The sequence below is a fragment of the Hymenobacter sp. genome, assembly GCF_036388155.1.
Lineage (GTDB): Bacteria > Bacteroidota > Bacteroidia > Cytophagales > Hymenobacteraceae > Hymenobacter.
In genome coordinates this window covers 1-21,326 of record NZ_DASVSI010000174.1, presented here as the reverse complement: position 1 = coordinate 21,326, position 21,326 = coordinate 1, and the positions used below count along the sequence as shown (strand labels likewise).

Below are 21,326 nucleotides of genomic sequence, written 5' to 3'. Positions count from 1 at the left end.
TGTGGGGACTTCCCGGTTTCTCCATTGGTCATTCTCGCTTCCTCATTCACTGCTAATACTCGTCTTCGTTGAACATGAAGTCCTCTTTGGTGGGGTAATCAGGCCACACTTCCTCGATGTTTTCGTAGGGCTGGCCGTCGTCTTCCAGGGCTTGTAAATTCTCAACCACTTCCATGGGCGCACCCGAGCGGATAGAAAAGTCAATCAGTTCGTCTTTGGTGGCGGGCCAGGGAGCGTCTTCCAAGTAGGAAGCAAGTTCGAGTGTCCAGTACATAAGGAGGAGGATAAAAAAAGGTTGGCGAAGGTAACTGTTTCCTGTGTAAATCCAAGCCGGAAAACGCGTTGAAATCGCCAACGCAAAAGGCCGGCCAAGGTTCAGTCAGCGGCTTGCGCTTGCTGGCTAAACAAGGCTATTAAATCGTTTTTCGTGCGGATTTTGCGTTCGAACGACCGGATTTTGGTTTGCAGCATCTGCCGGAACGAGTCGTTGGCCGAGCTCGGGCTTAGGTTGTCGAGGTTGTCGCGCAGCACGTCGAGTTCCTGGTGGTCGTCCTTGAGCAGCTCGCGCAGCGTAGTTGCCCGGAAACGGGCGCGCTCGGCGGGCGAAGTTGGCGCGGCTGTACCGCCTACGCGCTTACGCAAGTGGTACTCAAGCGCACTGAGCTCAAAAATCTTGTCACACGCCACCATAAAGCGCTGCCAGATGCGGTCCGACTCTTCGCCGCGTACGGTGCCCACTTGCTTCCACTCGGCCTGCAAGGCCTTGGCTTGGTGAATGGCCTCTTGCGGCGCAATGCTCATCAGGGCCTCGGCGCGGTCAGCTAGGGAGCGCTTGCGGGCCAGCAATTGCTCCGGCGAAGCCGGAGCGTTGGAGGCACCGGCAGCCTGCTGGGCCGCGATGTGGGCTTTTAGTCGTTCGAAGAAATGGTTGTTGGCCGCCCGGAAGCGCGTCCACAGCTCCGACGCCTGCTTTTTGGGCAGGGTGCCGTTTACTTCCCGCCAGGCCTGCTGCAATTGCTTGAGCTGGCGCGAGGCAATTTCGAACTGGTCCGAGTTCTTAAGGGTTTCGGCCTGCTGAATAAGGTCGCGGTAACGCGTCTGCACGCGGTTGGTCATGGCCTTTTTATCGGCCTGGAACGCCTTGCGCCGGTCGAAGAACACCTGGATGGCCGACTGGAAGCGGTGCTCCAGCTCGTCGGTCATTTCCTTGTCGACGGGCCCGGTTTTGAGCCAGCCCTGGCGCAGGTCCTTGACTTTTTCGCTGGCCGACACCCACTCCACGCTGTCGCGCAGGGCTTCGGCTTCCTGAATGAAGCCGACTTTGGTGGCCAGGTTTTTTTCGCGGTTGCGGGCCACCGTCACGGCGATGGCTTCTTCGGCTTCGGTGAGGCGGCGGTGCAGGGCGGTAAAATCGCCGAGGCCGTCGTAGGTCGGCAGCTGCTCTTTGAGGTGCAGGGCCTTCATCAGAAACGAACCCTTGTTTTCGCTGGCGTCCATTTTGGCCAGCAGGGTGTCAACCTTGGTGTGCAAGGCATCGAAGCGCTGCGCGAAATAAAGCAGCGCGGCGTCTTCCGTTTCTTTGACCAAGCCTATCTGGCGGGCAGGCTGGCCCAACACGGGGCGCAGCCATACGCCGCCGGCTTCCACGTAGCCGTAGCGCTTGGCTTCGGCCAGCAAGGGGGCGGTTGGTTCCATACAAATAGATAGCTCGTGGGTAGGAGTTTGGAATAAGTGGGCAGGAGCGTAGAAAAAAGGGCCTTACGTTGAAACGTGGAGAGGGAAGGGACTACAAGTTTACGGGAAAAAGGTGATGATGTAGCTGGGTTTTGGGGCAATTGAGTAAATAGCTGGCGGGGTGCGTCTTTTCGCTCGGTAGCCGACGGGCTGTGGCCGAGAAAAATAAGGTGTGGCTTCCCAAAGCCGCTTTGCCGTTCTTTGCGGCCTACTTCTTCGCGAAAGGCGCAAGCCTTCCGGTTTTCTCTGGCGTTGCGCCGCCTCTTCACCTTCTAATTCCTTCTCCCCTCTTTCCATGAGCGACCAGACCATCATCTTCAGCATGGCCGGCGTGAGTAAAATTTACCCGCCCCAGAAGCAAGTACTCAAGAACATTTACCTCTCGTTTTTCTACGGGGCCAAAATCGGCGTGCTGGGCCTAAACGGCTCGGGCAAGTCGAGCCTGTTGAAAATCATTGCCGGCGTCGACAAGCAGTTTCAAGGCGAAGTCGTGTTTTCGCCGGGCTACTCGGTGGGCTACCTGGAGCAGGAGCCCCAACTCGACCCCACCAAGACCGTGCGCGAAGTAGTGGAGGAAGGCGCCGCCGAAACCGTGGCCTTGCTCAAGGAATACGACGAAATCAACGAAGCCTTCGGGGCCGAAGACGCCGACTTCGACAAGCTGCTCGACCGCCAGGGCAAAGTTCAGGAGCGCCTCGACCAGCTCGACGCCTGGAACCTGGACACAAAGCTGGAGCGGGCCATGGACGCCCTGCGCACGCCCGCGCAGGAGGCCATCATCGGCAACCTCTCGGGCGGTGAGAAGCGCCGCGTGGCCTTGTGCCGCCTGCTGCTGCAAGAGCCCGACGTGCTGCTGCTGGACGAACCCACCAACCACCTCGACGCCGAAAGCGTGCTCTGGCTGGAGCAGCACCTGCAGCAGTACAAAGGCACCGTCATTGCGGTGACCCACGACCGGTACTTCCTCGACAACGTGGCTGGCTGGATTCTGGAGCTGGACCGCGGCTCGGGCATTCCGTGGAAGGGCAACTACAGCTCGTGGCTGGAGCAGAAAACGCAGCGCCTGGCTCAGGAAGAAAACCAGGAAAGCAAGCGCGCCAAAACCCTGCAGCGCGAGCTGGACTGGGTGCGCATGTCGCCCAAAGCCCGCCAATCGAAGGGCAAAGCCCGCTTGGCCAACTACGACAAGCTGGCCAGCGAGGAAGCCAAAGACAAGGAACAGAAGCTGGAACTATTCATCCCCGACGGCCCGCGCCTGGGCGCTCAGGTGATTGAGGCCGAAGGCATCACGAAGGCGTTTGGTGACAAGTTGCTGTTTGAAAACCTGAGCTTCTCGTTGCCGCAGGGCGGCATTGTGGGCATCATTGGGCCCAACGGCGCGGGCAAAACCACGTTGTTCCGTCTCATCACTGACCAGCTGCAGCCCGACTCCGGGAACTTCGAAGTGGGCCCCACGGTGCAGACGGCCTACATCGACCAGCAGCACGACACGCTGGACGGCAGCAAGTCGGTGTTTGACACCATCACGGGCGGCACCGAAACCATGCTGCTGGCCGGACGGCCCGTGAACTCCCGCGCCTACGTGAGCAAGTTCAACTTCGGCGGCGGCGACCAGGAGAAAAAGGTGGGCATGCTCTCGGGCGGCGAGAAAAACCGCGTGCATCTGGCCATGACGCTTAAGCAAGGCGCCAACCTACTGCTGCTTGACGAGCCGACCAACGACCTCGACGTAAACGCCATCCGGGCGCTGGAAGACGCGCTGGAGAACTTTGCGGGTTGTGCCGTCATCATCAGCCACGACCGGTGGTTCCTCGACCGGCTGGCCACGCACATCCTGGCCTTCGAAGGCGACTCGGAAGTGGTGTGGTTCGAAGGCAACTTCTCGGACTACGAAGAAGCCAAGCGCAAGCGCCTGGGCGACGTGGAGCCGAAGCGCGTGCGCTACAAGAAGCTGGGGTAACTATTAGTTTCCTTAAGCAAAAGGGGCACTGAAAGTGTTTTCAGTGCCCCTTTCATTATTGCACCCCGTGCACCCGCATGGGCAGAATAAACACGGCATCAGAAGCGGTGATGAAGAGTGTCTTCCGGTCCTTGCCGCCGAAGCAAACGTTACCGGTCCAGTCGGCGGGCACGTCGATGTGCTGAATTTGCTGGCCAGCCGGGTTATAAACGGTGACGCCCTTGCCGGTGAGGTACACGTTGCCCTCGTGGTCGATGGTCATGCCATCGGAGCCCTGCGCCACGAAAAGCTGGCGGCCACTGAGCTTGCCATCGGCACCAATTTGGTAGCGGTAGGTTTTGTTGGCTTTGATGTCGGCGACGTAGAGCTGGCGGCCATCGGGCGTGCCAACGATGCCGTTGGGTTTTTGCAATTGGTCGTCGGCCACGACGGGCTGGGGTTGGCCCTTGGGCAGGTAGTACAGTTTCTGTCCGCCCAGGCCAGGGTCGGGCGCCGTGCGCGTCCAGTAGTCGCGCTGGTAGTACGGGTCGGTGAAGTAGAGGCCGCCGTTGCCGGGGCGCAGCCACAGGTCGTTGGGGCCGTTGAGGCGGTGGCCCTGCACGTCTTTTAGCAGCACGGTCACCTTGCCATCGGGTGCAATGGACCAGAGCTGGTTTTGCTCGTCGGCACAGGCTAGCAGGTTGCCTTTCTCATCGAAATACAAGCCATTGGCCCGGCCGGACTTTTCCAGGAATACGCTCAGCTTGCCGCTGGTATCGTATTTCCAGATTTTGTCGTTGGGCTGGTCGGTGAAGAAGACGTTGCCGGCCCGGTCCACGGCCGGACCTTCGGTGAACTTAAACTGCCGCGCAATCAGCTGCGGCGTGGCCGAGCCGGCGAGGATGGACATAGATTGGGCCGTTTGGGCCCTAGGCCTATGAGTAGCGCCGAGGCCGAAGCCAATAGCAAAGAGCAAAAGGCCCAGATGTAATTTTGGAAAGGTCATGCGGGAGCGAAGCGTGAAGTGCCGCGAAGCTGCTCTAACGCAATGGCGCTGAAAAGGTATCGAAAAAAGGCCTTGCGCCTTTGCGCATATTAAGGCCAACTTATGGGGCCACAAAAATCTTTTCTGTGTCGCCCGCGTTGCTGCGCGACGGTCCGCAAGTCGTCAGAAAGAATATTGCAGGCCTATGTACATTTTTGGCCTAGGGTTCAGCGTCAAGGTCCGGGCTTCCTCCAGCTGCGCCGTCCCCGTCACCAGCGAGCCCGGCGCCAACTGGTCCAAGCCCTCCCGCCATGTCCACACGGCGCCTCCGGTCACAGCCAAGTGCTTGGGTTGGCTAAAGCGCAGCCCGCCGCCCGCCAGCAGGGTGGGAGCAAACTTGCCCGTACCCACACCTATTTGGGCCAAGGGGTGAATAAGACCGTCCCACTGGTTCCAGACCAAGTTGAGGTGAGCCGCCAAAATGCCCCGGTAGTTGCGGGGCGCCACTTTCACTACCCGCGTCTCGGTACCCACCGTTTCTGTGCCATAGCTTCCGTATTGCAGGTTGGTGTAAAACAAACCGGTGGCAAATTCAGGAATCAATTTTTTGCTGGCCCGCAGGCGCAGTCTTTCTTGAATGAGCGCGCCGCCTTCTTCAACGGTGATGCCGCCGTTAGCATCGAGCCCGATGACGCGGGGGTAAATGGAAACCGTGAAATCTCGCATTTTTTCTTCGTTCAAGTACAGCGTGGCCAAGTGGTACGACGTGCCCGACCCGCTGAGTTCGGCCGCTATTTGGTCCAAGTCGCCGTCCAGGCTGGCCAACGCTTCCGCAATTTGCTCGCGTGTGGCTTGGATAGCCCGGGCCGCGGTTTCAAACTCTGCAAACGTCTGCCGTGTAAAGTTGGTGAACGCCAGAGCCGCCGGGCTATTCTTCCGGTGTTCCGCCGGCAAGTCGCGGTTTTGTTCGTCCATAAACGAGGTCAAGGCCGCTTCGCTTCGTGCATTGAACGTTTTGGCCTCGCCCACCATGGCTTTGAACTTAACTTGGCTGGCCTGCAACGCCGCAAAGGTGCGGGCGGCTGCCACCTCGTCCAGCCCGGCTTTCACCCTTTTAAGAAAGTGCTGCTTAGCCGTGTCGGGCTGGTAGTAGAGCCGAGAGGCCTCCACCAGTTTTTGCAGCACGACCCGCGCCCGCGCCATATCGGCAGTAGATACTGTATCCGTGGGCGCCAGCCAGAAGAGACGGGCCGAATCGACCTGTACCTGGTACGCCCAGGCGTGCAGCGGCGGCGCGTTCAACTCCCCGATAAGTGAAAGCAACTTATTAGTGGATGCGTTTCGGCGTATTATCGAGGAAACAGTTTGAGCGGAAACGACTCGCACTTTCTTACCTTTTGATGTGATTACGGCGCCAGACTGCGTAGTGAGTTGGGCTTTCACGGCGGCGGTGGCGGTTGGCTCCTTCGGCGCTTCGTAGCCTTCCACGCCTTTGGTGGCGCCGCCTTTCGCCAGCTGACCGGAGAGCGTTTCCACCACCGCCAGAAACTTGCTTACGCTCTCAAACGCCGGGTCCGTAAGCGCCGTGTCCGTGATGACGACCCGATACTTGAACGGGTTGAGGTACGCCGACTCGACGCGGAGTTGCTTGGGGTCGCCCCGCTCCACCACCGCGAAACAAGGCTTGCCCCGTATCGTCTTCACGTTGCGGCTTTCCACGTCGTTGTCGAGAAAATAGCCAAGCGTTTTGTTACGCACATCGGGCTTCAGCACGATGAAATGGTTGACGCGCTTGGCATTAAGCAACTCGGAAGTGGATTGGCCCACGGCCAAGTGGGCAGATAAGCCGGACAATGCCAGCAAAAGAAGACCAAAACCCTTCATAAGAAAAGAGAGAAAAGAGCCACCACGGCCCGCGCTCACGTCATTGTTGACAAACTTTTGCCGTCTTGGAGCCAGCAATGGCTTTACTCAACTCCTGGATAGGTGTGAGCACGGAACGGAATACCATTCGGGTCAGCATTAAACGCACTGCTCCCGCGTTGGCAAAGCACGGCCTCCTCCTACCCCTGGCGCATCAGTGCCAGCACTGAAGTTTATTTTCAGGCCACTTTGCCTTCCCGCATGGCCCGCGCCGCCAAGCGCACCAGCGTGCGGGTATCGGCTTTTGCAGCAACTAGCGGCATCTTTCCCATGACTCGTACCCACTGCGGCGTCGAAATGGGCATTTGCCTCACTCGCCCAACCCCGTCACCTTCCGCAGCCCGCTCATCGAAGGCGCGTAGAAATACTCGCCGCCGCGCAGCTTCACAAACTGCTTAAACTCGGCCTGCCGGCAGCCGGGGGCGCCGTACGTGTAGTTGAACCGCAGCTTGTCGCGGTTGCCTTGGCCGATGATGGGGTCGAGGCCGGGCTTGTTTTTGTTGAAGAGGAAGTCGGCGTTGTTGGCCCAAAACTTCTGGATGAATTCAAACTGCTGGGAGATGTTGCGCTGAAAGCACATGAAGAGCAAGCCGACGGGTTTGCCGCCTTCCTTTTGGGCTTCCTCGGGGTTGCCGAAGGGAATTCCCCGGCGGGTGAGCTGGCGCAACCGCTCTTCCTCTGTGCCGGCGGCGCGCTCGTCGGCCGTGCCCGAAGCGGTTTCGCCGCGCGGGTTCATTTTGCGGATGTGGGCGTGGAACGGGCAGCGGTGCCCGTCGCCGTCGTGGGCGTAGTCGAAGTTGTTGACCAACGGGTCAATCAAGCCGTCGCCGCCGCGCTCCACCACCGGGGTGCCGTCTTCGTAGCGGCCCACCAGCATGGCGCCGGCGCGTTCTTCGTCGCCCTTGGCCAGGCCGAGGCGCTGGGCCAGGTGCTCTTCGGCCGCCTTGAAGCCGCGCACGTCCTGCTCCAGCTTGCGAAATACGAAGAAGCTGCCCTGGCCTTGGCTGTCCCCCAACGGGTCGGGCACGAGCACGAGGGCTTCGGGGTCGGCAGCGGGGTTCCAGCGGTCTACGTCCTCGGCCAGCGGCGCGTCTTTGCCGCCCACCGGCGCGCGGTTGGGCATGTCGTTGGCAAAGTACACCGGCTGGCTCACGCCGTCGGCGTAGCCGAAGTGCTCGATGCCATTGCCGGCGGCGTTGCGCAGGGCGTGGCCCCATTCCAGCACCCGGAGCGTGCCCACGCCGCCAGCCAACTGGTCCGATACCGTGCGCACGGTGCGGCGCAGCAGTTCCACGTCGTCGTCGGCCAGCAGCAACAGCGCGTGCAACGGCGTGGGCGTGGCCACTCCGTCCTGGAAGGTAAACCAGCCCTTGTCCCATTTCTTGGGGGCTGGGTCGTCGAGTAGTTCGTTGGTTTCCAGTGCGCGCATGCCCCGCGGAAACGCCGGCGGCAGCGCGGGCTGAGCCACTTGCGTGGGCTCTATGGGCAGCGCCTGGGCCATGTGCTCCAGCCCCGCTGCCGTAAAGAGCAGCATGCCAAACAAGTCGCCCGGAATGTGGAACTGCTTGAAGCGGATGGTGTCCTGCAGCTGCTTGGCGGTAGAGGTAATGGCCACCGGACCCGTGCCGTTCAGCAGCCCCTGCAGCCAAGGCTGCACCAAGTCCAGGTCAGCGTTGAATTCGATGAACAGAAAAGCGGCGTGGTCGCGCCCGTGCCCTTTCAGGATATTTCCCTGCACGTCTGCGTATTCGGCAATGGCTTTTTTGTAGGTAATCGGGTTGGGGTGAGCAAGGACTGGCGACATGGCAGAAGCTTGTTAGTGTTAGAAGAATAACCTTTTTTCGCCGTCTCGTATTGAAGGTCAACGGCTTACAAAGCTCTTCTTTTCTACCCCGTAGCGCATCAGTGCCAGCACTGAAGTTTGTTTTCAGGCCACCCAGCCCTCCCGCACGGCGCGCGCCGCCAAGCCCACCAGCGTGCGGGTGCCGGCCTTTTGCAGTAGGGTGCGGCGGTGGCTTTCCACGGTGCGCACGCTCAGGCACAGGTGGTCGGCAATTTCCTCGTTGCATTGGTCGGCCACCACCAGGCGCAACACCTCTAGCTCGCGGCGGCTGAAGCTTCCGGCGAGCAAGTAGGGCGCCTCCACCCGAATGGGAAAAGCACCGGCTTCGGGCGTGGTCGCCAACCAAGGCGCCAGCACCGCAGCCAAGGCATGAGGCGGCACGTGGGGCGGCACGAGCAACTGAGTGCCTGACCATGCCGGCGCCGCGCGGCGCACCGCGGGCTCGCGCGGGTCAGCCAGCACCAACAGCCGCTGCGTGGGCCGGGACCGGTGCAACCCCTCCAGCACGGCAGGCAAATCCAGCCCCGGCAAAGCCCCATCCAGCACTATCAATCCGAATTTGCGAAGCCCGATTAAATCGGCCACTTCGGAGGCATCGGCCGTGAGCGTGAGGCGCAGTGCGGGGCATTGCTCTTGTAGCAGGGTCACCAGTCCCCTCCGAAACAGCGTGGGCGCGGCCGCAACCAGGGCCGTTGGGGTAGAAACAATCATGACGATGGCAGAAAAAGGTGAGCAGATGTCGCTGTTTCGTTGAGGGTGCACGAACAAGCAGCGACCATATAAATTCAATCCAACAAAATAGCAAAATTAAGCAAGAAATAGCAATACCTGTTTTTAGGTATATTTCAGCAACCAGGGTATGCCAAATCCTGTCACCTGCTCAATTCAAAAAAACATAGACATAAAAAAGCCGCTGCCCTGCGAGCAGGACAACGGCTTTTAGTGCTGCAGCGAGTGCCCGATGCTTAGTTGCGGCGGCTGCCGCTCATGAAGATGCTCACGTAGTACAGCAGCGTGGCCAGCGAGCTGATGGCGGCCACCACGTAGGTCATGGCCGCCCACCATAGGGCGTCTTTGGCCATGGTGTGCTCTTGCGCGGTCACCACGCCGCGCTTGTCCATCCAGGCCAGGGCCCGGCGCGAAGCGTCGAACTCGACGGGCAGCGTGACGAACGAAAACAGCGTAGTGAGCGAGAATAGCGCAATGCCCACGCCCAGCGGAATCACGCTGCGGTTAATCATGAACACCCCGGCCAACAGAATCCACGGCATCCACGTCGAAACGGCGCTCAGGGCCGGCACCATGGCCGAGCGGAACTGCAGCATAGAGTACGCGGTGGCGTGCTGCACGGCGTGCCCGCATTCGTGCGCGGCAATAGCGGCGGCCGCAGCGCTGCGCTCGGCGTACACGCCGTCGCTCAGGTTCACGGTTTTGTCGGTGGGGTTATAGTGGTCGGTCAGGCGGCCCTCCGTGCTGATGATGCGCACGTCGGTGATGCCGTGGTCGGCCAGCATGAGCTCGGCTACCTGGGCCCCCGTCAGGTTGGCTTGCAGGCCCACTTGCGAATACTCTTTGAATTTGCTGCGGAGGCGCCACTGGATGAGCCAGCTAACCACCATGAGCAAAATAAGAAGGAGATACATGGCGAAAGAAAATGAAGAGTGAAACCTACGTCGTGTGCAAAATGCGCTCGACGATGCGCGAAGTGCTGTAGCCCGGCACCAGCGGCACCGTAAGCACCTGCCCACCCCTGTTCAACACCAATTCGTGCCCCACAATTCCGTCAATTGCGTAGTCGTCGCCTTTGACCAGCACGTCGGGCTGCACCAGTTCAATCAGGGCCAACGGGGTGGGCTCGCCGAACAGCACTACCGCGTCTACGAAGGCCAGCGCTGCCAGGATGCGGGCCCGGGCGGCTTCGTCCTGAATGGGCCGGCCCGGCTTGAGGGCGCCCACGGAAGCATCGGTATTTAACCCCACTACCAAGGCATCGCCCAAGTGCCGGGCTTGCTCCAGGTAGTCAACGTGGCCGAGGTGGAGCAAATCAAAGCAACCATTGGTAAACACCACTTTGCGCCCTTGGTCGCGCCACCGAGCCACGGCCAGGGGCAACTCGTCACGGGTCATGATTTTATCCTTTGTCCACATTGCTTCGTTGCTCAAGGGTTAGAACCGACCGGTTCGGGGGCAAGGCGCGGCGCAGTTTTGCCCGAATGCAGCCCAGTGAATACCAGGCTTATTCCGCCCATCACCGCCATCAGCAGGGTTTGGGCGCCGTGCACCACCAGCGCGTAAGCAATGCCGGCTTCCTTGCTAATGCCATAGACCAGCAAGGTGCTCTGCACCATCACGTGAAATACCCCAATGCCCCCGGATACTGGTGCCGCCATCCCAAAGGCTCCAAAGGTGAGCACCGCCAGCCCAGCCTTGGCATCCAAGCCATAGGTTTCGGGGAAACAGCGGAAAGCCAGGTAATCCATCAAGTAATACACCAGCCAGGTAAACGCCGTGTGCAATAGAAACACGCCTTTATTCTCCAGCTTGCGCACGCTGAATACGCCGGCCAACAGCCCCTTGATAAAATTCACCACCTTAATGAACAGCGCGTTTTGGCGCAGCTGCTCAAGGTTGCGAAAGAGCAGATAGCCAAACACCAGCAGCAACAGCCCGGCAATGCCGGCCACCGCCAGCAGCACTTCGCGGTTGGCCGCCAGCGAGTCGTATTTGTCTACAAATAGGCTCTGGATAAAGCTCCAAAACTTGTTGAATTCCATCAGCAACACCGTGCCCAACAATAGGCCCAGAACCAACACGTCAATCACCCGCTCCGTAATGACGGTGCCCAACGACACCTCCACCGGCACCCCACTCGTGCGCCGCAGCACCGAGCACCGAATGACCTCGCCCATGCGCGGCAGCACAATGTTGGCCAGGTAGCCCACCATCATGGCGTGGTACACGTGCCAGTAAGCCACGTGTTGGCGTGAGGCCGTGAGCTGCATCTGCCAGCGGTAGGCCCTGCTGAAGTAGCCTAACGCCGCAAGCGTGACCGTGAGGCCCAGCCAGATATAGTTGGCCGTTGCAATGTAATGGCCAATGCGGGCCAAGTCCTGCCCGCGCACGGCGTATACCATGAGCGCGCCGGAAAGGGCCAGCAACAGCGCGTATTTGAGAACGTTAAGAAAGGGTTTCAATAAAGTGGTGGGCTAAAACGTACTCAAAATGGCGGAGTGGCTTTGCTGAACCCGCCGCTTCCTGGAGGCTTCCCGCTTAGTTCAAGCGGTTGTGCTCGTTGGGAAAAATAACGGTGGGCCGGTGCTGGCGCGCCTCGGCGAAATCAATCAGCGCGTAGGAGAAGATGATGACGACGTCGCCCACGCTCACCTTGCGGGCCGCCGGGCCGTTGAGGCAAATGGTGCCCGAGCCCCGCTCGCCCCGAATGGTGTAGGTTTCGAACCGCTCGCCATTGTTCACGTTGACGACGGTCACTTTTTCGTTTTCCACGAAGTTGGCTGCATCCAACAAATCCTCGTCAATGGTCACGCTGCCCACGTAGTGGAGCTCGGCCTGCGTAACCGTGACACGATGGATTTTAGACTTCATTACTTCGATGTGCATAACTTCAATACAATAGTTGGTTGAGTCAACAAAGATAAAGCCCGCTACAGCCTCGCTACTCGGCCCTAGTCCACCACCACGTTGTCGATGAGGCGCACGCCTCCCAAGTGAGCCGCCAGGCACAGCACGACCGGGCGGGCGGGCACATAGCCGGTCAGCGGCTGCAACGTTTGCGCATCGGCTACTTCCACGTATTCGGGGGTGATGAGTGGCTCGCGGCGTAGGGTCGCCTCGGCCTCGGCCCGCACTTGGGCGGGGGCTATGCCTTGCTGCACCTGCGCGGCGGCAGTAGCCAGCACCTGATGCAAGCGCGGCGCGGCGGCGCGAGCGGCCGGGTCGAGCCGGCGGTTGCGCGAGGACATGGCCAGCCCGTCGGCCTCCCGAATGGTCGGGCACGTCACGATTTCCAAATCAAACGAAAGGTCGGCCACAAGCTGGCGTATTACGGCCACCTGCTGCCAGTCTTTCTGCCCGAAATATGCCCGGTGCGGGCGGGCCATGTGGAAAAGTTTGCTCACCACGGTGGCTACTCCGTTGAAATGTCCGGGCCGATGCGCCCCTTCCATCACCCGTTCCAGGCTGCCAAAATCGAACCGGAGCACCGCGGGACTGGGGTACATTTCGTCCACGGAGGGGATGAAAAGTGCCGTGCACCCGGCGGGGGCCAGCATCTCGGCATCGGCTTCCGGCACGCGGGGGTAGAGGCGAAAATCGTCGGCGTTATTGAACTGCGTGGGGTTAACAAAAATACTGACCACTACCTCGTTGCACTCGGCACCCGCGGCTTGGACTAGTTGAATGTGGCCCGCGTGCAAGGCGCCCATCGTGGGCACCAGGCCCACTCGTTTTCCGGATTGTCGGGCCTGTTCGGTGTACGCGTGCAACCCGGCGGCGGTAGTAAGTATCTGCATGGATGAGGAAGGCAATTGGAACGGCCCTCGGAGTAGCTTTTATTGATTTTCCGCTCAAAATTGTTTAATTTTGTGCACCCATAGTATGGCCTTGTTCCATTCTCTTCAATAATCCCTTTATGTCGAAGCTACGAATCCTCTACGCGGCCACCGAAATTGACCCGTTTCTGCAGACCACGAAAGTGGCCGAAATGCTGCGCCGGCTACCCGCCAGCATGCAAGAAATGGGGTGCGAAATCCGCATTTTCGTGCCGCGTTTTGGCATTATCAACGAGCGCAAGAACCGGCTGCACGAAGTAGTGCGCCTGTCTGGTATCAACATTGCCGTGGGCGATGACGAGAAGCCTTTGGTCATCAAAGTGGCGTCCATCCCAACTGCGAAGCTGCAAGTATACTTTATCGACAACGAAGATTATTTCCACCGCAAGTCGGCGTTGGTCGACAAAAACGACAAGTTTTACGCCGACAACGACGAGCGCGCCATCTTCTTTTGCAAAGGCGTGCTGGAAACGGTGAAGAAACTTGGCTGGTCCCCCAACATCGTGCACTGCTCGGACTGGATGACGGGCCTGATTCCATTGTACCTGAAAACCACTTACAAGAAAGACCCCGTTTTCAAGGATGCCAAGTCTGTGTTCTCCATTTACAACAACGAGTTCGCAGACAAATTTGAAGGCAACATCTTGGAAAAAGCCAAAATGTTGGACATTGACGACGCCATGCTGGCTTCGCTCAAAACGGCCGACTTTAGCGGTTTCATTAAGATGGGCATGGAATATGCCGACACCGTGGTGCGGTCCGACGAGGACTTTAGCGAGAACATGAACGGCATGTTCCATGAATACGCCCTCCACAACAAGCTCAGCCAGGTAGCGACCGATGAAAACCTGCACTCTTCTTACCTAGCGCTCTACAATGAATTGGCTAACTAGCCGTTGTGCTCCCCTGGTAGCCCTTACTGCTCTGGCCTTGGCCAGCTGCGACACGGGCACCGACCTGAACGTGGACCTGCCCGACCAGATTTCCACGAGTACTGAATACCAGGACTTGGACGTAGACGCGGCTACTGTGCGCATCGCGCCGGTGCAAACGCTGAAAGCCGACAACTTTTTGGTGGGCCGCTTGGAAGACAACGTGGCCGGCACGACCGAAGCGCGGGCATACTTCAACGTGGTGAGCGGGTTGGACCTCATAACCAGTGCAGCTGACTCGTTGCCCTCCAAGCTGACAAACCCCGTGCTCGACTCGGTGGTGATGGTGATGGGCTTCAGCAAAGTTTACGGCAGTGCCACGGCCCCCGTGCGCTTTGATGTTTTTAAACTGCAAGCCCCGCTGGAGGAAGGCACTGCGTACGACGCCAGCAGCGCCGTGCCCTTGGGTGACCCCCTTGGCCAAAACCTGACGAGCCGTCTGGACCGCACTCAGCAGGTGACTACAACCGCTACCCCACCCGTTACGACTACCGTACCGGACCAAACGGTACGCCTGCTGTTGCAGCGCCGCGCCGTTGCGGCCACGCCCACCCAGCCGGCCCTTCCGGCCATTCCGCTAGCGTTTGCTACCGACTTGTTTGCCCGGCTCTCTGCTCCCAACTACAACCAAGCCCAGCTTACGGCCGTCCTTAAAGGCCTGGTGGTGGCCCCTAGCGCGGGCCACAATGGCAGCATTGTGAGCTTTGGCCGAACCAACATCCAGCGCATGGTGGTGTACTACCATGGCTCTGGCGCGCCGCGCCGGAGCTACTCGATTTTCCTTGGGCCGGTTTATAGTGGCTCCCGCGGGCTGGCGCCGGCGCGCGACCCGCGCTACTACACCCAGTTGACCAACACCTTACCTTCGGCGCTGTCGGCGCTCAACACCCGTGCTGGTTCGGTCAGCCCAACCTTGCTGAATGGCACCAGCTATGTGCAAGAAGGTACTGGTCTCGGCACCCGCATCACCTTCAAGGGGCTCGATGCGCTGCTGCAAACGCCGGGCCTGACGGTGAACCGCGCTGAGTTGCGCGTGCCCGTGAAGCCGTTTACCAACGCTTTGCTCTCCAGCCCGAGCGCGCTTTACGCCGTAGAAGTTGACGCCAACAACAACGTGCTCCAACGCGCAATAAATTTCACCTCGTACGACCGGGTTGTGCAAGCCGATGGCGCCCCACAGCTGGGCACTGGCTTGCCGGCCACCGGTACATTGTCTGAGGTTGGCGCTGGTACACCGTACTATAGCGTGGCCATTACCAACTACTTGCAGGCCTACCTTAGCGACAAGCTCGATGGCCGCCCGGCCGCCCTTGTACTCGCGCCAAACATTCGAAGCTCGACTACGTTATCGCTGAATCGGGCGGCGCTTGACGCTGCAAACATCCGGTTGCGCGTGTATTTCTCGAAACGCTAGCGCCGAGCCAACCGCTCCGCGCAGCGTTTTCGTAGCTGCAGTTTCATTCCCCTATTTTCTTACTTAATTTTTTCTGCCATGTGCGGCATTGTTGCTTATTTGGGTCATCGTGAGGCCTGCCCTATTATCCTTAAAGGCCTTCGTCGGCTCGAATACCGCGGCTACGACTCCGCCGGTGTTGCGTTGCTCAACGGTGAGTTGAATGTTTACAAAAAGAAGGGAAAAGTTAGTGAGCTAGAAGCCTTTATCTCTCAGAAAGACACGCACGCTAACGTGGGCATGGGCCACACGCGCTGGGCTACGCACGGCGAACCCAACGATGAAAACGCCCACCCGCATTATTCCACCTCGGAGCGGATTGCCATCATTCACAACGGCATCATTGAGAACTACGCGGCACTGAAGACGCACTTGCAAAAACAAGGACACTCGTTTCACTCCGATACCGACACCGAAGTATTCGTCAACCTGATTGAGGAAATTCAGAAGCAGAACGACTGCACCCTGGAAGAAGCCGTGCGTTTGGCCCTGCACGAAGTAGTGGGCGCCTACGCTATTGTGGTGCTTAGCAAGGACGCGCCCAACCAGCTCATTGCCGCCCGCAAGGGCTCGCCGATGGTGATTGGCATTGGCGAAGGCGAGTTTTTCATTGCTTCCGATGCCACGCCCATCATTGAGTACACCAACGAGGTGGTGTACGTGAACGACTACGAAATTGTGGTCATTCGCGACGGGCAGTTGGAAATCCGCTCCAAAGAAGACGTAAGCCAGACGCCTTATATTCAGAAGCTGGAGATGGAGCTTGACAGCATCGAGAAGGGCGGCTACGAGCACTTCATGCTGAAGGAGATTTTTGAGCAGCCGCGCTCCATTCTCGACTCCATGCGCGGGCGCCTGGAGTTGGGCGGCAGCCACCTGAACATGGGCGGCATCCGGGCCTATGAGCAAAAATTCGTCAATGCCCAGCGCATCATCATCGTGGCCTGCGGCACGTCGTGGCATGCCGGCCTGGTGGCCGAGTACTTGATTGAGGACTTGGCGCGTATCCCGGTGGAAGTGGAATACGCTTCGGAGTTCCGGTACCGCAACCCGGTCATCACGGAGCGGGACATTGTGATTGCCATTTCGCAAAGCGGCGAAACGGCCGACACGCTGGCCGCCATTGAGTTGGCCAAGAGCAAGGGCGCGACCATCTTCGGCATTTGCAACGTGGTGGGCAGCAGCATTGCCCGCGCCACCGATGCGGGTGCTTACACCCACGCCGGCCCCGAAATTGGCGTGGCTTCCACCAAAGCCTTCACGGCCCAGGTGACGGTACTGACCCTGTTGGCCATGATTGTAGGCCAGAAGCGTGGCACTATCACCGACACCAAACTGCGCGAGCTGATGGTGGAATTGGACACCATTCCGGCCAAAGTGACCAAAGCGCTGGAGCTCGACACCGAAATTCGCGCCATTGCCGAGATTTTCAAAGACGCCACCAACTTCCTGTACCTGGGCCGCGGCTACAACTTCCCGGTAGCTTTGGAAGGCGCTTTGAAGCTGAAAGAAATCAGCTACATCCACGCCGAGGGCTACCCTGCCGCGGAGATGAAGCACGGCCCCATTGCCCTCATTGACGAGAACATGCCGATGGTGGTGATTGCCACCCGCGACAGCTCGTACGAGAAAGTAGTGAGCAACATTCAGGAAGTGAAGGCCCGCAAAGGCCGCATCATCGCCATTGTGAGTGAAGGCGACACGGTGATTCCGGCCATGGCCGAGTTCGTGATTGAAGTGCCGCACACCAGCGAAATCCTGATGCCGCTGGTGTCGGTAGTGCCGCTGCAACTGCTGAGCTACCACATTGCGGTGCTCCGCGGTTGCAACGTAGACCAGCCCCGCAACTTGGCTAAGTCGGTGACGGTGGAGTAACAAGCCTGTCATTGCGAGGGCGCAGCCCGTAGCAATGACAGGCTTGTCAACACCAGATACTTTTAAGATGTGAAAAGCCCCGGCTCTACTTTAATTCGGGGCTTTTTCATGGAGTAGTCACATCACTAGGCCGGTCGCTGAGAACAGGACGGATTGCTTCGTCGTGCTCCTCGCAATGACAGCTACACCGCAAACGGCTCGCCGCGTAGGGCTTGGCGCTTGAGCAGAGGGCACACTTTGTAGCGCTCGTCGTGGGTGTCATGCCACATGGCTTCCAGCACGGCGTAGACGCGCTCGACGCCAACGGCATTGGCCCAAGCGAAAGGACCGCGGGGGTAGTTAGTGCCCAGCTTCATGCCGAGGTCCACGTCCTGCATGGTGGCGGTTCCTTCTTGCACGGTGAAGCAGGCCTCGTTAATAATCTGGCAGATGACGCGGGGAGTGACCAGGCCGACCCGGTCTTCGACTACGCGGTAGTCGGTGCCGAGGGCGGCGCAGGTTTCGGCTAGTTTCTGGTGGTCGGATTCGTGGTAAAGGCTCACTTCGAGCAGCGGGCGGTTGATAAGAGTTGGTAGACCACAGAAGCCAAAAAGGGGAGCATCGGGCACTATTTCAGTTTCGTGTAAAAGATTTTCAAGCAGTGAATCACACGAAGCCTCCGCGAAAACAGGGATGTTCAGCCCAATAAAAAACAAGTAAGACTGAGCACTTTCACAACAAAAAGCTACATCAGCTATTTTAGCAACAGATTGTATTTGAGGCGCTATAAGGTCCTGTTCAGCTTGATTTGCGTAGGTCGTGCTGAAATGTGTGTACTCGTGTAACGGCCCAAACTTCTCGCGGAATTCCGCTTCTACGTGCGCGCCGTCAATGACCAGAATGTGCATGGTTTCGGTGGTTACTTTGGGCCAAAGATACCCTAACCTTTTCCGCTCATGCCCCACCAGATTATCCTTACTGACCAAGCTCCTGCCCCCATTGGCCCTTACTCGCAAGCCGTGAAGGCGGGCAATACCGTGTACGTCTCGGGCCAGATTCCGCTCGACGCCAGTGGGCAACTGGTGGAAGGCGACGTGACGGCACAGACGCACCAGGTGCTGAAGAACCTGACGGCCGTGCTGGCAGCCGCCGGGCTCGCGCTGACCGATGTGGTGAAGTGCAGCATCTTCGTGAAGGACCTCGGCAACTTTGCCACCATCAACCAGGTGTACGGGTCATACTTCGACGATGCTACCGCTCCGGCGCGCGAAACAGTGGAAGTGGCCCGCTTGCCGCGCGACGTGCAGGTGGAAATCTCCTGCATCGCCGTAGGAGCATAATATTCAGATACTGCAGGCGTTGCGAGGAAAATCATTCTCCACTTAACGCCTGCTTTATGAAAGAACTTGGACTCGGACTGTTCATTATTGGGCTTATTTCGCTGGCGCTGCCGTTTATCAATCCCAACGTGCACTACGTTTTCCTGACGTGGATTGAGAACTGGGGCCCCACCGTGGCCTGGTGCATCCGGGGCGGCATCACGCTGCTGGGGCTGGCGCTGTGGCTGGGGTTTCGAAACAGAGAATGAGGCGATAACGCCATGGCGCCACCCGGCGCCGGGTTCTTCTGGCCGCCAGAAGAACCCGGTACCGGGTGGCGTTTTGGGCTACTAGCATCGACGGTTAACGCTGAGCTTGAGGCGAAGCTCAGCGTTAACCAATTGCTGGCGAAGAGAGTAACCAACTCAGAGTCTTTCGGCAATGCCGGGGCTTTGCTTCAACCACTCTTTGCTTCCCTTTGCCCGCCATGGAAACCAAACCCACTTCCCTCCCGCCCCAAACGCAGGACCAACAGCCCGGCCTCGAAGAAGAAATGACGCCGCAGCCGGAATACATCCGGCCCAACTACCGCGGCAGCGGCAAGCTGCAAGACAAGGTGGCCCTCATCACGGGCGGCGACTCCGGCATTGGCCGGGCTGTGGCCGTGCACTTTGCCCGCGAAGGCGCCGACGTCGCCATCACCTACAAGCCCGAGGAGGAGCAGGACGCTTACGACACCCGCCAATTGGTGCAGGCCGAGGGCCGGCGCTGCCTCACCATTCCCGGCGACTTGCGCGACGCGGCCTTCTGCGAGCGGTTGGTAGAGCAAACCGTGGAGGAGCTAGGCAAACTCAACATCGTGGTGAGCAACGCCGCCGAGCAATTTGTGAGCACCGACGTGTCCCAGCTCTCCAACGAGCAGTTTGAAGACACTTTTCAGGTCAACTTTTTTGCCATGGTGCGGGTGGTGAAAGTGGCCCTAAAGTACCTCAACGAAGGCGACTCGATTATTGCGACGTCTTCCGTGAATGCCTACCGCGGCAACCAGCAGCTGGTCGACTACACCGCGACCAAAGGCGCCATCACGGCCTACATCCGGTCCATTTCGCAGCAGCTGGCCGAAAAGAAGATTCGGGCCAACACGGTGGCTCCTGGCCCAATTTGGACGCCGCTCATCCCGGCCAGTTTCCCGGCTGAAAAAGTGGCTTCCTTTGGCAAAGACACCACCATGAAACGCCCCGGTCAGCCGTCGGAGGTGGCGCCGGCTTTTGTGTTTCTGGCTTCGGAAGATGCTTCCTACATCACGGGCCAAGCCATTCACCCCAACGGCGGCGAGGTACTCAACACCTGATTATTAGCCCTGTGCCGAAATCAGTCCGGTGCAAGCCGGGCTGGTTTCGCTTCCAAAAGCGCCTAGAATTTTCCTCTGGCCATGGCAACTCCCTTTCCCACCCACCCCTTGCGCACCGCGGCCGACCTCGCCCCCGTGCTGGACGCCATTGGCGACGCCCGCGTGGTGCTGCTGGGCGAAGCCTCGCACGGCACCCACGAATACTACACGTGGCGCGCGGCCCTGAGCAAGCGGCTCATTCAGGAGAAGGGCTTTCAATTCATTGCCGTGGAAGGCGATTGGCCCGACTGCTTTGCGGTGAACGCCGCCATCAAGCAGGACGAAGTGACGTACGGTTCGGCGGCGCAGCTGCTGCAAACCTTCGACCGCTGGCCCACCTGGATGTGGGGCAACTGGGAGATTGCGGCGCTCGTCGATTGGCTGCATCGCCACAACCAGCAGCAGCCGGCCGAGCGACGCGTGGGGTTCTACGGCCTCGACGTGTACAGCCTCTGGGAATCGCTGCAAGCGGTGCTGCAATACACCGAGAAGCAAGGCGACGGGGCCATGACCGCTGCCCGCCAGGCCTTCCGCTGCTTCGAACCCTACAGCACCGACCCGCAGGAGTACGCCCGCGCCGTGGCCTTTGTGTCGGAAGACTGCCAGGACGAAGTCACCGGCGTGCTGCGGGCCCTGCGCCGGCAGGCCGTGGAGCGCCATCCCACCAACCTGCCCGAACGCGAAGCCGCTTTCGGAGCCGAGCAAAACGCCTTGGTGGCCGTGAACGCGGAGCGCTACTACAAAGCCATGCTGCGCGGCGGGGGCGCTTCCTGGAACGTGCGCGACGAGCACATGATGGAAACCCTCACGCGCCTGCTTGACCTGCACGGGCCCAGCAGCAAAGCCATTATCTGGGCGCACAACACGCACATCGGCGACGCCCGCTACACCGACATGCGCCGCGAAGACATGGTAAACATTGGCCAGCTGGCCCGCGAGAAGCTGGGCCGTGACCGGGTCTTCAGCATTGGCTTCGGCTCCTACCAAGGCAGCGTGATTGCGGGCAAAGAATGGGGCGCGCCGATGGAAAAAATCACCGTGCCCGCGGCTACGCGCAATTCCTGGGAAGGCCAGCTGCACAGTCAGCTCGGCGGGGAAAATGGCTTACTGCTATCCGCTGAAATAAGGAACGATGCCCGGCTGCGCCAGTCGGTGCCGCACCGCGCCATTGGGGTGGTGTACCGGCCGCAATTTGAGCAGTTCGGGAATTACGTACCCTCGCTCCTCCCCGACCGTTACGACGCGTTTTTATTTCTCGACCGCACCCAGGCCTTGCACCCGCTCGCCATTCACCCCGCCGAGCAAGGCCCGCCAGATTTGTACCCGTGGGGCGAGTAATGTAGCGCGAACTTTGTAGTTCGCGTCCCCGCGCCGTTAACAGTCGTT

20 protein-coding genes are annotated in these 21,326 nt (G+C 59.5%); 8 read left to right on the top strand and 12 right to left on the bottom strand.

From position 1 onward, the window contains the following. Positions 1 to 52: 52 nt before the first annotated feature. Positions 53 to 274 (bottom strand): DUF2795 domain-containing protein, encoded by a 222-nt coding sequence (locus VF629_RS24350; RefSeq protein ID WP_035561220.1) that lies wholly within the window; start codon positions 272 to 274, stop codon positions 53 to 55. 101 nt (positions 275 to 375) lie between these two features. Beyond that, positions 376 to 1,695 (bottom strand): DUF349 domain-containing protein, encoded by a 1,320-nt coding sequence (locus VF629_RS24345; RefSeq protein ID WP_331061118.1) that lies wholly within the window; start codon positions 1,693 to 1,695, stop codon positions 376 to 378. A 334-nt stretch (positions 1,696 to 2,029) separates the two neighbouring features. On the opposite strand from VF629_RS24345, the gene ettA reads away from it, so the two are divergent. After that, entirely contained in the window at positions 2,030 to 3,694 is a 1,665-nt protein-coding gene (ettA, locus tag VF629_RS24340; protein WP_331061117.1) for an energy-dependent translational throttle protein EttA, read from the top strand. A gap of 55 nt (positions 3,695 to 3,749) precedes the next feature. On the opposite strand, the gene VF629_RS24335 is transcribed toward ettA, so the two are convergent. The 9 genes from VF629_RS24335 to panC all read right to left on the bottom strand — a co-directional run bounded on the left by VF629_RS24335 (position 3,750) and on the right by panC (position 12,953). Further along, positions 3,750 to 4,583 carry an SMP-30/gluconolactonase/LRE family protein gene (locus VF629_RS24335; protein WP_331061116.1) on the bottom strand — a complete coding sequence of 278 codons (834 nt, stop codon included), beginning with the start codon at positions 4,581 to 4,583 and terminating at the stop codon, positions 3,750 to 3,752. A 258-nt stretch (positions 4,584 to 4,841) separates the two neighbouring features. Continuing rightward, the gene (locus tag VF629_RS24330) at positions 4,842 to 6,512 is read right to left on the bottom strand and encodes a hypothetical protein (RefSeq protein ID WP_331061115.1); all 1,671 of its coding nucleotides are present in this window, start codon (positions 6,510 to 6,512) and stop codon (positions 4,842 to 4,844) included. Positions 6,513 to 6,891: 379 nt separating this feature from the next. Then, positions 6,892 to 8,385 (bottom strand): hypothetical protein, encoded by a 1,494-nt coding sequence (locus VF629_RS24325; RefSeq protein ID WP_331061114.1) that lies wholly within the window; start codon positions 8,383 to 8,385, stop codon positions 6,892 to 6,894. A gap of 123 nt (positions 8,386 to 8,508) precedes the next feature. After that, complete coding sequence (locus VF629_RS24320; RefSeq protein ID WP_331061113.1) at positions 8,509 to 9,135, bottom strand: response regulator transcription factor; 627 nt, start codon at positions 9,133 to 9,135, stop codon at positions 8,509 to 8,511. A 254-nt stretch (positions 9,136 to 9,389) separates the two neighbouring features. Beyond that, positions 9,390 to 10,067 carry a zinc metallopeptidase gene (locus tag VF629_RS24315; RefSeq protein ID WP_331061112.1) on the bottom strand — a complete coding sequence of 226 codons (678 nt, stop codon included), beginning with the start codon at positions 10,065 to 10,067 and terminating at the stop codon, positions 9,390 to 9,392. A 25-nt stretch (positions 10,068 to 10,092) separates the two neighbouring features. Then, positions 10,093 to 10,572, bottom strand: coding sequence for a D-glycero-beta-D-manno-heptose 1-phosphate adenylyltransferase (gene rfaE2, locus VF629_RS24310; protein ID WP_331061111.1), 480 nt, complete (start codon positions 10,570 to 10,572; stop codon positions 10,093 to 10,095). Between the two features lie 11 nt (positions 10,573 to 10,583). Next, positions 10,584 to 11,618, bottom strand: a complete 1,035-nt coding sequence (locus VF629_RS24305) for a lysylphosphatidylglycerol synthase transmembrane domain-containing protein (RefSeq protein ID WP_331061110.1) — start codon at positions 11,616 to 11,618, stop codon at positions 10,584 to 10,586. 76 nt (positions 11,619 to 11,694) lie between these two features. Further along, positions 11,695 to 12,042 (bottom strand): aspartate 1-decarboxylase, encoded by a 348-nt coding sequence (panD, locus tag VF629_RS24300; RefSeq protein WP_331061109.1) that lies wholly within the window; start codon positions 12,040 to 12,042, stop codon positions 11,695 to 11,697. A gap of 65 nt (positions 12,043 to 12,107) precedes the next feature. Beyond that, positions 12,108 to 12,953 (bottom strand): pantoate--beta-alanine ligase, encoded by an 846-nt coding sequence (gene panC / locus VF629_RS24295; RefSeq protein WP_331061108.1) that lies wholly within the window; start codon positions 12,951 to 12,953, stop codon positions 12,108 to 12,110. A 119-nt stretch (positions 12,954 to 13,072) separates the two neighbouring features. Here panC and VF629_RS24290 point away from each other — a divergent pair, with 119 nt between their 5' ends. The 3 genes from VF629_RS24290 (at position 13,073) to glmS (ending at position 17,252) form a co-directional block, all read left to right on the top strand. Continuing rightward, positions 13,073 to 13,885 carry a glycogen/starch synthase gene (locus VF629_RS24290; RefSeq protein ID WP_331061107.1) on the top strand — a complete coding sequence of 271 codons (813 nt, stop codon included), beginning with the start codon at positions 13,073 to 13,075 and terminating at the stop codon, positions 13,883 to 13,885. Further along, positions 13,869 to 15,338 (top strand): DUF4270 family protein, encoded by a 1,470-nt coding sequence (locus VF629_RS24285; RefSeq protein ID WP_331061106.1) that lies wholly within the window; start codon positions 13,869 to 13,871, stop codon positions 15,336 to 15,338. Before VF629_RS24290 ends, VF629_RS24285 begins: the two co-directional genes overlap by 17 nt. A gap of 78 nt (positions 15,339 to 15,416) precedes the next feature. Beyond that, a complete protein-coding gene (gene glmS, locus VF629_RS24280; protein WP_331061105.1) occupies positions 15,417 to 17,252 on the top strand; it encodes a glutamine--fructose-6-phosphate transaminase (isomerizing) in 1,836 nt (611 codons plus the stop codon). 182 nt (positions 17,253 to 17,434) lie between these two features. On the opposite strand, the gene VF629_RS24275 is transcribed toward glmS, so the two are convergent. Next, positions 17,435 to 17,794 carry a 3-hydroxyacyl-CoA dehydrogenase family protein gene (locus VF629_RS24275; protein ID WP_331061104.1) on the bottom strand — a complete coding sequence of 120 codons (360 nt, stop codon included), beginning with the start codon at positions 17,792 to 17,794 and terminating at the stop codon, positions 17,435 to 17,437. A 393-nt stretch (positions 17,795 to 18,187) separates the two neighbouring features. On the opposite strand from VF629_RS24275, the gene VF629_RS24270 reads away from it, so the two are divergent. The 4 genes from VF629_RS24270 (at position 18,188) to VF629_RS24255 (ending at position 21,278) form a co-directional block, all read left to right on the top strand. Further along, on the top strand, positions 18,188 to 18,571 hold the full coding sequence (locus tag VF629_RS24270; RefSeq protein WP_331061103.1) for a Rid family detoxifying hydrolase: 384 nt from the start codon (positions 18,188 to 18,190) through the stop codon (positions 18,569 to 18,571). Between the two features lie 56 nt (positions 18,572 to 18,627). After that, the gene (locus VF629_RS24265; protein ID WP_331061102.1) at positions 18,628 to 18,819 is read left to right on the top strand and encodes a hypothetical protein; all 192 of its coding nucleotides are present in this window, start codon (positions 18,628 to 18,630) and stop codon (positions 18,817 to 18,819) included. Between the two features lie 218 nt (positions 18,820 to 19,037). Further along, positions 19,038 to 19,901: an SDR family oxidoreductase gene (locus VF629_RS24260; RefSeq protein WP_331061101.1), complete on the top strand. Its 864-nt coding sequence runs from the start codon at positions 19,038 to 19,040 to the stop codon at positions 19,899 to 19,901. Positions 19,902 to 19,982: 81 nt separating this feature from the next. Continuing rightward, the gene (locus VF629_RS24255) at positions 19,983 to 21,278 is read left to right on the top strand and encodes an erythromycin esterase family protein (protein WP_331061100.1); all 1,296 of its coding nucleotides are present in this window, start codon (positions 19,983 to 19,985) and stop codon (positions 21,276 to 21,278) included. Positions 21,279 to 21,326: the final 48 nt, after the last annotated feature.